Origin of the sequence: Sinorhizobium terangae, assembly GCF_029714365.1 — a bacterium.
Classification (GTDB): Bacteria; Pseudomonadota; Alphaproteobacteria; order Rhizobiales; family Rhizobiaceae; genus Sinorhizobium; species Sinorhizobium terangae.
In genome coordinates, this window is sequence record NZ_CP121660.1 from 1,343,238 (window position 1) to 1,357,484 (window position 14,247).

Annotated in this window: 12 protein-coding genes; 4 read left to right on the top strand and 8 right to left on the bottom strand. The window is 62.8% G+C overall.

What is annotated here, in order from left to right:
* The 5 genes from QA637_RS24900 to QA637_RS24920 form a co-directional block, all read right to left on the bottom strand.
* On the bottom strand, positions 1–1,629 hold the full coding sequence (locus QA637_RS24900) for an ABC transporter ATP-binding protein (RefSeq protein WP_283065346.1): 1,629 nt from the start codon (positions 1,627–1,629) through the stop codon (positions 1–3).
* Positions 1,622–2,548: an ABC transporter permease gene (locus QA637_RS24905; RefSeq protein ID WP_428843142.1), complete on the bottom strand. Its 927-nt coding sequence runs from the start codon at positions 2,546–2,548 to the stop codon at positions 1,622–1,624. The genes QA637_RS24900 and QA637_RS24905 overlap by 8 nt, the downstream gene beginning before the upstream one ends.
* A gap of 11 nt (positions 2,549–2,559) precedes the next feature.
* Positions 2,560–3,474: an ABC transporter permease gene (locus QA637_RS24910; RefSeq protein ID WP_283065347.1), complete on the bottom strand. Its 915-nt coding sequence runs from the start codon at positions 3,472–3,474 to the stop codon at positions 2,560–2,562.
* Between the two features lie 160 nt (positions 3,475–3,634).
* Positions 3,635–5,140, bottom strand: a complete 1,506-nt coding sequence (locus QA637_RS24915) for an ABC transporter substrate-binding protein (protein ID WP_283065348.1) — start codon at positions 5,138–5,140, stop codon at positions 3,635–3,637.
* A gap of 97 nt (positions 5,141–5,237) precedes the next feature.
* Complete coding sequence (locus tag QA637_RS24920) at positions 5,238–6,131, bottom strand: DMT family transporter (RefSeq protein ID WP_283065349.1); 894 nt, start codon at positions 6,129–6,131, stop codon at positions 5,238–5,240.
* Between the two features lie 243 nt (positions 6,132–6,374).
* Here QA637_RS24920 and QA637_RS24925 point away from each other — a divergent pair, with 243 nt between their 5' ends.
* The 4 genes from QA637_RS24925 to QA637_RS24940 are packed head-to-tail and all read left to right on the top strand — an operon-like array spanning position 6,375 to position 10,538.
* Entirely contained in the window at positions 6,375–7,547 is a 1,173-nt protein-coding gene (locus QA637_RS24925) for a sialidase family protein (RefSeq protein WP_283065351.1), read from the top strand.
* Positions 7,544–8,500 carry a 4-hydroxythreonine-4-phosphate dehydrogenase PdxA gene (gene pdxA, locus QA637_RS24930; RefSeq protein WP_283065352.1) on the top strand — a complete coding sequence of 319 codons (957 nt, stop codon included), beginning with the start codon at positions 7,544–7,546 and terminating at the stop codon, positions 8,498–8,500. The genes QA637_RS24925 and pdxA overlap by 4 nt, the downstream gene beginning before the upstream one ends.
* Positions 8,493–9,404 carry a dihydrodipicolinate synthase family protein gene (locus QA637_RS24935; protein WP_283065354.1) on the top strand — a complete coding sequence of 304 codons (912 nt, stop codon included), beginning with the start codon at positions 8,493–8,495 and terminating at the stop codon, positions 9,402–9,404. The genes pdxA and QA637_RS24935 overlap by 8 nt, the downstream gene beginning before the upstream one ends.
* A gap of 9 nt (positions 9,405–9,413) precedes the next feature.
* On the top strand, positions 9,414–10,538 hold the full coding sequence (locus QA637_RS24940; protein WP_283065355.1) for an iron-containing alcohol dehydrogenase: 1,125 nt from the start codon (positions 9,414–9,416) through the stop codon (positions 10,536–10,538).
* A gap of 222 nt (positions 10,539–10,760) precedes the next feature.
* Here QA637_RS24940 and QA637_RS24945 read toward each other — a convergent pair whose 3' ends face one another.
* The 3 genes from QA637_RS24945 to QA637_RS24955 form a co-directional block, all read right to left on the bottom strand.
* Positions 10,761–11,477, bottom strand: a complete 717-nt coding sequence (locus tag QA637_RS24945; RefSeq protein ID WP_153440471.1) for a FadR/GntR family transcriptional regulator — start codon at positions 11,475–11,477, stop codon at positions 10,761–10,763.
* Positions 11,477–12,529: a four-carbon acid sugar kinase family protein gene (locus QA637_RS24950; RefSeq protein WP_283065358.1), complete on the bottom strand. Its 1,053-nt coding sequence runs from the start codon at positions 12,527–12,529 to the stop codon at positions 11,477–11,479. Before QA637_RS24950 ends, QA637_RS24945 begins: the two co-directional genes overlap by 1 nt.
* Positions 12,530–12,841: 312 nt before the next feature.
* On the bottom strand, positions 12,842–14,134 hold the full coding sequence (locus QA637_RS24955; RefSeq protein WP_283065360.1) for an NCS2 family permease: 1,293 nt from the start codon (positions 14,132–14,134) through the stop codon (positions 12,842–12,844).
* Positions 14,135–14,247: the final 113 nt, after the last annotated feature.

The window sequence follows — 14,247 nt, forward strand, 5'->3', positions numbered from 1 at the left end:
TCAGCCCACTTCGAAGCCGGCCCGGACCTTTGGCATGCGACGCGCGGCCTGGACACGCGGATCCGGATCGAGGCCGGCCTCGAGCAGGCGGCGCGTATAGTCGCGCTGCGGGTTCTCGAAGATCTGCCTGACCGTGCCGACTTCGACGCACTCGCCCGCCTGCATCACCATCACATGATCGGCGAAATCGCGCACAACCGGCAGATCATGGGCGATGAAGATGAAGGCGATGCCGAGTTCACGCCGGAGCTTGTCGAGGAGCGCGATCACTTGCGCCTGGATGGATACGTCGAGCGCGGAGACCGCCTCGTCGCACACGATGAGTTCGGGTCGGAGCGCCAGCGCGCGGGCGATCGCGATCCTCTGGCGCTGGCCGCCGGAGAACTGGTGCGGATAACGCTCGGCGTGGGCGGGCGAAAGGCCAACCTGCGTCAGCAGTTCCTCCACCCGTGCGCGCCACTGCGCCTTCGGCAGGATCTCGGGATGAATGACCCAGGCCTCGGAGATCAGCTGGTAGACCGTCATGCGCGGATTGAGCGACTGTGTCGGATCCTGAAACACCATCTGCATCTGGCGCCTGAGCTGGTAAAGCTCCTTGGCCGGCATTTTCAGAAGGTCCCGGCCGTTCCAATAGGCATGGCCCGAGTCCGCTTCGTCGAGCCGCAGGAGCGCCCGCGCCAGCGTAGACTTCCCCGATCCGCTTTCGCCGACGACCGCTATCGTCTCTCCCGGCTGCAGCGTGAAGGACACGCCCTTCAGCGCCTTGAAGGAACCATAGGATTTGCAAAGGTTTTCGACCTTCAGAAGCGGCTCGCCGGTGGCATTCGGTTCATGCATCTCACCCCGGCCGGGAGCGGCCGAAATCAGCTTGCGCGTGTAGGGGTGCTTCGGATTGTGATAGACCTCGTCCGGCGTCCCGGTCTCCACGATCTCGCCGGCATTCATCACGACCACCCGGTCGGCGATGTCGGCCACGACGCCGAGATCATGAGTGATCAACAGCAGTCCGAGGCCGGTTTCCTTCTGCAACTCGCCGAGAAGGGCAAGCACTTCGGCCTGCACCGTGACGTCGAGTGCGGTTGTCGGCTCGTCGGCAATCACGATGTCGGGTTTGAGCGCAAGCGCCATGGCAATCATCAGGCGCTGCCGCTGACCGCCGGAGAACTGGTGCGGATATTTGCGCATTGCCGTTTCAGGCGCGGGAATGCCGACACGCTTCAGGAGATCGAGCGCCCGCGCGCGCGCCTCATCTGCCGGCACTCCATGAATGCGCATGACGTCGATGATCTGCCAGCCGACGGTGAAGACCGGATTCAGATGGCTGAGCGGGTCTTGAAAGATCATTGCGATCCGCTTGCCGTTGATCGCGCGGCGCTCGTCATCAGACATGGCAAGCAGATTCCTGCCGGCGAAGATGACCTCGCCGCTGGTGATTTCTCCCGGCGGCATGTCGATCAGATTCATGATCGCGGAGGCGGAGACGGATTTGCCCGAGCCGCTTTCGCCGAGGATCGCCAGCGTCTCGCCGCGGTCGAGATGCCAGCTTATGTTGCGCACCGCATGCACCGTTCCGCCGGCCGTGTGGAACTGAACGGACAGGTTTCGCACTTCAAGCAGATGCTCAGCCATTCTTGCGGCCTCCGATTTCAAGCCTCCAGCGCTGCGCCGGATCGAGGGCGACACGCATCCAGTTCGACAGCAGGTTGAGCGACAGCGTCGTCAGAATGATCGCCAGGCCCGGCCAGAACGCCAACCACCAGGCGTTGGTGAGGTATTGCTTGCCTTGCGCGACCATCAGGCCCCAGGTCACCTCGGGCGGCTGGATGCCGATGCCGAGGAAGGAGAGCGAGGACTCGGCCAGCATGACGAAGGCAAAGTCCAGCGTCGCTATGGTGACGAGCGTCGGGACGACCATCGGCAGGATATGGCGGAAGACGATCCGCAGCGAAGAAGCGCCCATGACCTTTGCCGCCTGCACGAACATGCGCTGGCGGATTTCGAGCACCTCGGCCCGCGTCGTGCGCAGATAGACCGGGATCCGCGTGATGGCCAGAACGATCACGATGTTGCCGACCGACGGCGCCAGCATGTAGAGCACGATCACTGCGAGTAGCAGCGACGGAAAGGACATGATCACGTCCGCAAGCCGCATGATCACGTTCGACAGTCGCTCCGACGCGTAACCGGCAACGAGGCCTAGCAGCGCACCGACGACGCCGGAACAGACGACCGCACCGGCGGCGATCATCAAGGTGTTTTGCGCGGCGACGACGATGCGGGCAAGCAGCGGCCTGCCGAGGGCATCGGCCCCAAGCAGGAAGAGCCAGCCCCGATCCAGTGTAAACGGCGCCAGGTTGCGGGCGCGCAGGTTCTGGGCAACGGCCGCCTCGCGCAGCAACATCGGTCCGAAGAGCGCGCACAGGACCGCAAGAACGAGGAAGACCGTCGCAAAGAACGCAAACTTGTCGCGCCACAGCATACCGAGGAGCACATGCGCCTTGCCGCGCTGCTTGGCCGAGATCTGCGTGGATGGCAAAGTACTGGACATGGTCATGGCCTTCAGGTCCTGAGGCGCGGATCGAGCAATGCATAGGCGATGTCGATCAGCAGGTTCATGACGAAAATCGCAATCGCGGTGACCATGATCGCCGCAAGGATCACGTTGAAGTCGCGTTGCAGGATGGAATCGATCATCAGCTTGCCGACGCCGGGGAAGCCGAAGATCGTCTCCACGACAACCGCGCCGTTGAGCATCGCCGCCGCCTGGTCGCCGACGACCGTGATCACCGGCAGCATGGCATTGCGCAGTGTGTGGACGAAAATGATCGAACGGTTTCCGACGCCCTTGGCTCGAGCCGTCTTCACATAGGCGGACCCGAAGGCTGTCAGCATCGATCCGCGCACGACCTGAAGGATCAGGCCGAATGGCCGGATGAAGAGCACGGCGACCGGCAGAATCCAGTGCCACACCGTGCCGGTGCCCGATGTCGGAACCCAGCCGAGCGTGATGGAAAAGACGACGATGCCGACGATCGCGATCCAGAAATCGGGCGCCGAAGCGCCGATCAGCGAAACCAGGGAGACGAAGCGATCGAACAGGCCGCCCGGCCGGAAGGCTGCGACCGAGCCGATGGTGATGGCGAGCGCGGTCACCAGCGCGATGGTGATCAGCGCCAGTTGCAGCGTCCAGGTGAAGGACTCGAGGACCACCTCGATCGCAGGACGCGCCTTGCGGATCGAGTCGCCGAAGTCGAGGTGCAGGACGTCCCAGACATAACGTCCGAACTGCTGGATCAGAGGATCATTCAGCCCATGGAGTTCGCGGAATTGATCGAGCATTTCCTGCGTCGCATCGATCGGCAGGAACAAGGCTGCCGGATCGCCCGTCAGCCGCGACAGGAAGAACACCATCACAACCAGCGCGACGAGCGAGAAGAAACTCGACACGACGCGCCTCATCATCTTTTTTCCCATCGGTCCTACTCCCGATTGTCTCTGCATGTTCCTCCATCGGAGCCGAGTTGAGGAACATGCAGTAGATCAAAGTGCTACAGCGACCTTTTGTGCGCCTGAAGACGCATGGCGCTGTAGGGAAGGGCGGAGTCGCCGCCGCCCTCCCTATTTCAGGATCCGCTTACTTGAAGCGGATTTCCGACAATTGCAGTTGCGAATTGGTTGCGATTGTCGGGGTGAAGTCGATGCGCGGATTAACCCGTGCGAAGCCCACCATATGGAACAGCAGCACATCGGCAACCACGTCGTCATGAAGGTAGGCGATGAGCTTCTTCCAACCGGCCGCGCGTTTCTCGCCCGTTGCCGCGGTCGCTTCGGCGATCATCTTGTCGACCTCCGGATTGGCGATGCCCGATTGGCGGCCGTTGCTGTCGTACTTGAAGTACATCGAGAAGACCGGATCGCCACGCGCATTGTCGTGCTGGGCGGCGACAAGCAGTGGCCCCCGGCCTTCCGGATAGGGCTTGGAATACTGCTTCTCGAACTCCGCGACTTCGTACATCTGCAGCTTCGTCTTGAAGCCTACCTCTTCGAACATCTGCTGGGCGGCTTCGAGCACTTCCACCACGTTCGGGAAGTTGTTGGTGCGCCCGACGATCGTGATGGGTGTTTCGACAGGAACGCCATCGGCCTTCGCCTCGGCAAGCAGCTTCTTGGCGCCTTCGGGATCGTAGGGCGCTACCTTCACATCGGGGTTCCAGCCGAGTGTCGTCGGAGGCACGATTGCCGTCGCCTTGATCGCGCCCTTCGGCAACAAGGTGCCGATGAAGGCATCACGATCGAGCGCCATGTTGAGTGCCTGGCGCACGCGCTTGTCGTTGAGCGGCGGGATCGAGTGGTCGAGCCGCATATAGAAGGTTTCGGAGTTGGGGTAGCTGAAGTCCATCTCCGCGTCATTTGCGTCGAGTTCCGAGATCAGCGGCGCAATGTCAGCCTCGCCGGCTGCGACCATGGCCGCCCGCACGGAAGGATCGGCACGGAACACGTAGGTCGCCTTCGTCACCTCCGGCGCGGTTCCCCAGTAGTCGTCACGGCGTGTAAGCGTGATGCTCTGGCCCGCCTTCCACTCGGTGAGCTTGTAAGGCCCCGTGCCGATCGGCTCACGCGTGAATTCGATCGGCGTTTCAGCAGGCACGATCGTCACCAGCGTCATCAGCAGCGGCAGGATTGGCTGTGCCGGCGTCGCGGTGATGTCGATCGTATTGTCGTCGACGACCTTGGTTTCCAGCTTGGTATCGCCGAAATAGCGCGGGCTTTCGCATGAGATCTTGTCGCTCATTGCCCGTTCGATCGAGTGCTTGACGTCACCCGCGTCAAAGGCGGATCCGTCGGAGAATTTCGCATCCTTGCGCAGATGGAAGCGCCAGGTGCCGGGGCTTGCCTCCTCCCAGCTCTCGGCCAGGCGCGGCATCAGCCCCTTGTTATTGCGAACGTCGAGTTCCGTCAGTGTCTCGGAAACGTTCTGCAGGATGATGCGCCCGATGTTCGAACGCGTCGCCATGCAAGGCTCGACAAGGTCGACTTCTTCATCGAGAACGACCGTGATGTCCTTTGCCTCCTGGGCCCAGGCCGACGCTGCCGCCGACGCGGTCATCATCAAGCCCAACAGCAGTCTCTTACCCTTCATCTACTCCTCCCTGATGAGCCAGCGCTTTCAATGTTCCGTGTCCGGCCGCGCTGCGAAGCCGTCGCTATCGGTAGCCGCCAACCGGCGGCAGGTTGTCTCAATCTTCCGCCACCCGCCGCTTCAGGCGCCCGCCTCCGACGACGATCATCGTCGCGGCGAAGATGATCGCGGCACCGAGCCAGGTGGACAGTCCTGCGACCTCGCCGAACAGGATCCACGCCATGACGGCAACAAAGGGGAGACGGAGAAAGTCCATGGGTGCGATCTGCGATGCATCCGCTATGCTGAACGCCTTGGTCATCAGCGCCATGTTGGCAGCGCCCATCGCGCCTTGCAGTGCGAGTAAGGCGAACTCCCGCAGGTCGGGCGTCGTCCAATAGAATGCCGCGGGAACGGCTGCCAGCGGGACGGTGGCGATCAGGTTCCAGACCACCAGCGTCTCGGTGGAATCCAGATCGGACATGCGCTTCAGCATGAGCTGGACGAGCGCCTGAAGTGCGGCGCCAGCGAGCGCCAGAAGCAGGGCCACCTCCATGCCGCCATGTCCAGCAGGGTCGATGATGATCAAGGCGCCGGCAAAGCCTGCCACGAGCGCGAAGATGAGGCCGGGGGTGAGCTTTTCGCCAAGCCACAGCCAGGCGCCCAGCATCAGGAAGATCGGCGTCGTGAACATGATCGCCATCGCATCGGCGAGCGGCGCGGCAGCGAAGGCCATAAAAAAACATACGAGCGCGGCAAGCTTCAGCGCCGCGCGAGTGGCATGCTGGAGCCGATAGCCGGATTTCAGGACTCGAGGGCGCGCCACGATCAATGGAACGATGGTCACCAGGCCGAAAAGGCTGCGAAAGAAGCCGATGACGAACGCATGCACCTCACCTGCGAGGAGACGCACGACGGCGGCATCCGCCGCGGCAAGCGCGGCGGCCGTCGCCACGCAACACAGCGCCATGGCCGTCGTACGCTCACCTTGATGATTGACGATTGCGGCCATGCCTCTCGCGCGATGCTCCTCTCGTTCATTGAACGGCAGACTGGAGGAAGCTCATTAATTTGTCAACTGATGTTAAGGCGATTTCCTGCAAACGAATTTTGCATCACGACATCTTATTGTTTTTGCTTCGCTTATCTGACGTGCTGCGCACACTTAGGCTCCTAGATTGATCATATTCAACTTGACAACATCTGATTTGTTTGAATTCTTTTTGCACATCGACGGGAAAAAGGAGGAGAGGAATTGACGCCGGAAGAGATCGGAAGACGCATGGACGGGCACGTCGTTCGCATTGAGGCGGACCGCAAAGAGGCCTTTCTGCCGTCCCCCAGGATTCACAATCACGCGTCGTTCCTAGCGTTCCTGCCGGATGGCTCGCTCGCCTGCGCCTGGTTTGCCGGGACGCTCGAGGGCAAATCGGACATTTCCATTCACCTCTCGACGCTTGCGCCAGGGAGCAGCACCTGGTCCAACACAGTCCAGGTCAGCGATGATCCGGAGCGCTCCGAACAAAACCCGATGATCTTTGTCCGCCCCGACGGGGGCGTCAGCCTGTTTCACACGGCACAGCCCTCGGGAAACCAGGACGAAAGCCGCGTGCGCGAAAGGTCCTTGACCCTTGAGAACGGAACGCCCGTTTCCGGACAGGCGCGTGACCTTGGGCTGGCGGCCGGGACGTTCATCCGCGCGACGATCGTCCGGCGTGACGATGGCGCCTGGATGCTGCCTTTGTTTCTGTGCAACCCACGCCCCGGCGCACGCTGGACCGGTACGCACGACACCGCAGCCGTGGCAGTGAGCAACGATGAGGGCGCGAACTGGTCGGTCACCGAAGTCCCGCAGTCCTATGGCTGCGTCCACATGACGATCGTGCCGCTCGACGGCAATGAGATGGTCGCGTTTTTCCGCCGCCGCCAGGCGGACTTCGTCTACCGTTCGACAAGCCCTGATGGCGGGCGGAGTTGGACGGCGCCGGAGGCGACGGACGTGCCCAACAACAATTCCTCGATCGCGGCCATCCGCCTTGCCGACGGGCGGGTGGCGCTGCTCTGCAATCCCGTCTCGTCGACAACATCGCGCGACCGGCGCGAGTCGCTCTACGACGAACTTGGTGAGGAGGATCATCGTCCGAACGCTGAGGGTGGTATAACACCGATCTGGGGCGTGCCCCGTGCGCCGCTGACGCTTTGCGTTTCGACGGACGGCGGCAGGACGTTCCCGCTTCGGCGCGTGGTCGAAGGCGGCCCGGGCACTTGCCTTTCAAACAATTCGCTCGATGGGCGGAATCACGAGCTTTCCTATCCGGCGCTTCTCGAGGATGCGGAAGGCAACCTTCACATCGCCTTCACCTTCCATCGCCGCGCGATCAAATACGTCCGCCTCGCCAAGGGCTGGATCGACGGAGACCCGAAATGAGCAATATCGTTGGCATAACCATGGGCGACCCGGCGGGCGTCGGACCGGAGATCATCGTCAAGGCTCTGGCCGAGATGAACGACGCCGACCGGGCCGCAACGCGCGTGTTCGGAAGCCTGGCGCAGCTCGAGGCGGCCAAGGCGGTCCTCGGTATCGAACTCGACCTCCGTGGCACCGTCGATGATGTTCCGGTCGAAGGGGCGCCGCTCCCCTGGGGCAAGCTCAGCGCGGTCTCCGGCGACGCCTCCTTTCGTTTCATCGACCTCGCCGTCAAGTCGGCAATGGCCGGAAAGATCGGCTGCATCGTCACCGCTCCCATCAACAAAGAGGCGCTGAACTCGGCCGGCCACCACTATGACGGCCACACCGGCATGCTGACGGCGCTGACCGGCTCGAAATCCGCCTTCATGCTGCTGGCGTCAGAGCGGCTCAAGGTCATCCATGTTTCGACCCATGTTTCGCTGAAGGACGCAATCGGGCGTGCCAAGCCCGAGCGCATTCTGGCGACGATCCGGGCGGGCAACGAGCATTTGAAACGCATCGGTTACGAGAACCCGAGAATCGCGGTCGCCGGCATCAATCCCCATTGCGGCGAAAACGGCCTTTTCGGGACGGAAGACGATGAACACATCGCGCCCGCCGTGACCGAAGCGCGCGCGGAAGGCATCAATGTGCAGGGCCCGATTTCGGCGGACACGGTTTTCCATCGCGCCTACCAGGGCGGCTTCGATCTCGTCATCGCGCAATATCACGATCAGGGTCACATCCCGATCAAACTCGTCGCCTTCGATACGGCGGTCAACGTGTCGGTGGGCCTACCGATCGATCGGACCTCGGTTGATCACGGGACTGCCTTCGATATCGCCGGTACGGGCAAAGCCAACCATGTCAACATGAACGCCGCTATCGCCTATGCGCGCAAGCTTATCGCTGGGAAGAACGCAAATGTCTGATTTCGAGATTGGCGGCGTATTCTGCGCCGCAACCACAGCCGTAACGACCGATGGCAGGCCGGATTTCCGTCTGTTCATAGACCATTGCCGGAAGCTGCTTAACGAAGGCTGCCACGGCATCGCCCTCCTGGGCACCACCGGAGAAGCCAATTCCTTCGGATTGAAGGACCGCATGGAAATTCTCGACCGTGCGATAGCGGGCGGCATCCGCCCGGAACAGCTCCTGCCGGGAACCGCCCAATCGGCCGTCGCCGACACGATCGAACTCACCCGCCACGCCGTCCGCGCTGGCGTGCGCGGCGTCGTGATGCTGCCGCCCTTCTATTACAAAGGTGTCAGCGCCGAGGGCATCTATCGCGCCTATGCGCGCATCATTGAAGGTGTCGGCGACGACCGGTTGAGGATCGTGCTCTATCACATTCCCCAGGTTTCCGGCGTGGCGATCCCGCATGAGGTCATCGCCCGCCTTCGTGAGAATTTCCCAGGCATAGTCGTCGGCATCAAAGACAGTTCGGGCGATCTCGAAAACATGAAGGCCATGGTCAGGGCCTTCCCGGATTTCGGTGTTCTGGCTGGCGCCGACCCGCTGCTGCTGCCATTGCTGCAAGCCGGCGGCGCCGGTTGCATCACGGCAAGCTCGAACCTGGTGGCTGGCGATCTCCGCCTCGTCTTCGACAACTGGAACGTCGCCGGCAAGCAGACGGAGGTGAAGGCCGCGCAGGAGAAGATCGTCGCCTGGCGCGAACTCACCAATGCCTATGTGCAGCTTCCGACCGTCAAGGCAATGGTTGCGCGCCGGCGCGGTGACAATGGCTGGCTGCGCGTCAATCCCCCGCTCGTGGAATTGACCGACGCGGAACGCGAGGCGGTGTGGGCGCGCATGGCTGAGCTGGAAGAGGCGTGAGGGGCAATCATGGACGGTATGGCGAGACCGATTACGCTTCACCAACCGAAGCGCCTCGAGATCGGCGCGGGCGCCTCGGCGCGGCTCGGTGCCCTGGCCGAGCGCGCCCAGCGCGTGCTGATCATCGCGTCGGAACACACGATCGGCTTTGCGGAAAGGCTCGGTCTCGGCAACAAGGCGTCGATCTTTTCCGACGTTCCCGCCGAACCGGACGACAGGGCGCTTACCGCTGCCCTGGAGGCGGCCCGTGCCTTGCGGCCCGACCTTGTCGTCGGGCTCGGCGGCGGCTCGGTGCTGGACGTCGCCAAGCTCGTCGCCGCCCTGTGGGATGGCTCCCAATCGCTTGACGACGTTGTCGGACCGGACAAGGTCCAAGGCCGCCGGACCGGGCTGACGCAGGTGCCGACAACGGCCGGCACGGGATCCGAAGCCGGCATCCGGGCGCTGATCACCGACAGTGGCACGCATTCCAAGAAGGCGGTGGAAAGCCCGCACCTGCTTGCGGATATCGCCATCCTCGATCCGGAACTGACCTGGTCGGTGCCGCCGGCGGTGACGGCTGCCACCGGCATCGACGCCATGGCGCACTGCGTGGAGGCCTTCACCAATATCCGCGCCCATGACCTCATCGACGGCTATGCCCGCATGGGCATTCGCCTCGTCGGTAAATATCTCGCGCGGGCCGTGGAGAATGGCCGCGACACGGAAGCGCGCGCCGGCATGATGCTCGCCTCCTACTACGGCGGTATTTGCCTCGGCCCGGTCAACACGGCAGCCGGCCACGCACTCGCCTATCCGCTCGGCACACGTCTTGGACTGCCGCACGGACTGGCGAACGCCATCATCTTCCCGCATGTGCTCGCCTATAACGCGCCGGTGCGCAAGGAGAAGACGGCGGAAATCCTGAAGGCGCTCGGTCTTCCGGTCTTCGAGGACGAAACCCAGGTTCTGAACGCTGCCTACCGCTTCTGCAAGGATCTCGGCGTCGAAATGCGGCTGTCAGCGCACGGTGCCGATCCTGCCGCTTTGGAGGGTTGGGCAGGCGAAGCCCACGCCATTCGAAGATTGATGGACAACAATCCGCGCGACATGTCGGCGAGCGATGTGCTCGGCATCTATCGGGCGACGCTCTGAAGGGCCGCCGGCTTGCACTCCGGCAAGATGAATTGGCGCCATAGATGGCGTGATGGCGCACTTATTCTCAATGGCCTGCCGGCGACAGACGCCGGCGGGCATGTATGCCGTGCCTGACCTATCTGTGCGACATCTGCCCTCGCGGTTCGTTGTGAAGCGACTTCCGCGGGAGGCGGGACGGAACCGCATCCGCATATTGCGAGGGGTGGAAGATCAACCGTCCTAAGTGAGTTCTGGCCGCCGACCCTCGAAAAGCCGATCGCGGGAGCCGCGGAGATGCTCACGCATGAGCTCGCGTGCCTGGTTTGATTTCCGGTCTCGAATGGCTTCGTAGATCGCCGCGTGCTCGTCATAGACATGGCGCAGGCCGGCGACGGAGTTTTTCAGTGACAGGCCATGGAACTGCATGCCGATGGCGATGTGTTCCTTGAGCGCTTCCATGGCGGTCGAGAAGTAATTGTTTCCCGACGCCTGCGCGATCGCCAGATGGAACATGAAGTCGGCATCCTCCCGGTGACGGTGCCGGTTGGTCGCATCCTGCAAGGTTTCAAGCGCAAGCCTGATCACTCGGATCTGCGTTTCGCTGTGCCGCTCGGCCGCGAGTGCCGCCGCCTCGGGTTCCATCGTCATGCGGAACTCGTAGCAGTTCTGCAGGTCGGCGATGTTTTCGAGCGGCCCGAAGCCAAGCGGCTGCCGCAAACCCTGGATTCGAACGAAACTGCCGGCGCCTTGCCGCGAATAGACAAGGCCTTGATCGCGAAGCCTTTTCAGGGCGTCACGAACGACCGGTCGGGAGACCTGAAACTCCGCGGCCAACTCGTGCTCGGTCGGCAGACGCTCATCGCTCTGGTAGGCGCCCGATTTGATCGCGTGCTGCAGCCGTTCGAAGACGACCTCGCTCAGGCTCTTGCGGTGCGAAAGCTGCTCTCCGGCGCGCATCAGGCCAATACCTCTTTCCTCGTCATGGCGCGGACGACCCTGCAAAGCGTGTCGGAAACCCCAAAGCCGCCCGATTTGGTAATGTAGAATTGGCCGCCATGCTCGGCAACCGGCAGGCCCGGCAGCACTTCTCCGACCAGGCGAAGTATCCGAATGCCCTGGCGGTCGAAATAGGCCTCCGCCGTGGCTCCACCCGAGAGTAGCATCGTCCGGCATTCGCCGCAGAAGGCCACCACGGATTCCGCGAGCGCCGCTGCCACGTCCAGTGCCCGGGCTGTCGATACGCCTTCCACCGCCTGTATCAAGGTCACGTCGTCAGCGCGTTCGTATCCGTGACCGGCCTGCTGCACTCGCCCTGCCGGTGCTGAGCGATAGAGGAGATCCGGCACGGCTCGCCGCAGCTCCTCTACCTGCGATACCGTTATCGGATCCCGGGAGCCGATTGCCATCAGCAACCGCCCTTCCCGCGCGGCAAAGGGCTCAGCGCGCCGCCTGCCCATTCTACTTGCCAACGCATTGGCGAGCGACAGGGCACCGACAAGAAGATCGTCCGGCGCAATGGCATCGACGGCGGCCCGCATCTCCTCCACCGTCTCCGTGTCCGGAATGACGGCGCAATCGGCGACGGCACCCAGACGCGCAGCGATGGAGATCGGTTGATCGACCCCGAAGCCACAGATCTGGCCATCACGGACGACCCGGCCGAATTCCGGGATTGCCGGCAAGACGACGGCCTTCGCAAAATCCAGGACGGAAAGCTCCGCCTCGACGTTGCCCTTCAGCCGCGAGTCGACCTTCTTGAAAAGTCTCATGCCGGGCGTCATCGCCTGCTGCGCGAGGCGGACGCGTCGCGCCGCCTCGTCCGGTTCGATCTCGCGGCTGCGCGTGGTCACCGCGACCACATCGGAGCCGCCCGCGATCGCCTCGCCGAGCGCGCTCTGGTCTGCGACCACGTCGACCGAAAATCCATGGACCGCGAAAGGCGCCGCCGTGTCGAGCGCGCCGGTGAGGTCATCGGCGACGATCAGCAGCCTGTTCTGCACAACATCCATGCGGGCGTCCAATTTTACAAATTCTCAAAAGATGAGCGCGGATTCGCGCCAATTTTTTCCTTTCAAATCATGGCAGAACCTGCGGCGAAGGCAACATATTTTTTACAACTATCGGACAAGTTTGAACGTCTCCGTTGCCGCTCGCGGGAACGTGGGCGGGAGAGACGCCGTGCCGTCTCAAACCAGCTTGGTACTGTGAGCGCTGAACAAAGGAAAAGCCGGACCTGCAGGAGAGCAGATCCGGCTGATGTCAGTGTGTTCAAGATGAGAAACGGACGTCCTGCCGGAGCTTTCCGCCCCGACGTCAACCGATCAGCTGCCGAAGAACGCGAAGCGAACGACGAACAGCGCTGCCACGATCTGTGTCGCCGGGTGGATGACGCTCCACTTGCCGGTGCATACCTTGAGCACGACGTAGCTCACGAAGCCGAAGGCAAGACCGTTGGCGATCGAATAGGTGAAGGGCATGGCGATCGCCGTCAGGGCTGCCGGTGCCGCTTCGGTCAGGTCATCCCATTCCACTTCGGTGAGTTCGCGCATCATCAGGCCCGCCACATAGAGCAGCGCTGGTGCCGTTGCATAGGACGGAACCGCAGCGGCGAGCGGCGAGATGAACAGAGCCGCGAGGAAAAGCACCGCAATGGTCAGCGCGGTGAGGCCGGTGCGGCCGCCGGCCTGGACGCCGGAAGCGCTCTCCACATAGGCCGTGGTGCTGCTCGTGCCCATCAGGGAGCCGGCGATGATCGCCGAGCTGTCGGCAAGCAGAGCGCGGCCAAGACGGTTGGGCTTGCCCTCCTCGACCAGCTTCGCGCGCTTGGCGACGCCGATCAGCGTGCCGGTCGCGTCGAACACTTCGACGAGCACGAAGACGAGGATGACATGGAGCAGGCCGCCATGCAGCGCGCCCACGATGTCGAGCTGCAGGAACGTCGGGGCGATGCTCGGCGGCGCCGAAACGATACCCTTGAACTCGCTGACGCCGAGCAGCATCGACAGGACAGTGACGACGAGGATGCCGATCAGGATCGCGCCGCGGATCTTTAGCGAATCCAGCACGGCGATGACGAAGAAGCCGAGGATCGCGAGCAAGGGCCCTGTCTGCTTGAGGTCGCCGAGGCCGACGAGCGTTGCGGGATTATCGACGACGATACCGGCGTTCTTGAGCGCGATGATGCCGAGGAACAGGCCGATACCGGTCGCAATCGCGCTGCGCAGCGAATGCGGGATGCCGGCGATCAGCCAGCTTCGCACGCCCGTGACCGTCAGCAGCAGGAAGATGAGGCCGGAGATGAACACCGCGCCGAGGGCCTGCTGCCAGGTGAAGCCGAGGGCGGCGACGACGGTGAAGGCAAAGAAGGCGTTGAGCCCCATGCCCGGCGCCATGCCGATCGGCCAATTGGCGACGAGGGCCATGACGACAGAGCCTAGTGCGGCGGCAAGACAGGTCGCGACGAAGATCGCATCGCGATCCATCCCGGTCGTCGACAGAATGTCGGGGTTCACGAAGATGATGTACGACATCGTCAGGAATGTCGTCAGCCCGGCAACCATCTCGGTGCGGGCAGTCGTCCCATGCTCTTTCAGTTTGAATAGTCGTTCAAACATTTTTCCTCCCTTGGCAGACGCCGTCACGACGCAGCCGAACGACAGAGACCGGGCAGATGCTCCTCCAACTTCCCGACCATTTTGATTTTTGACCAGTCCCGGAATTCAAGACG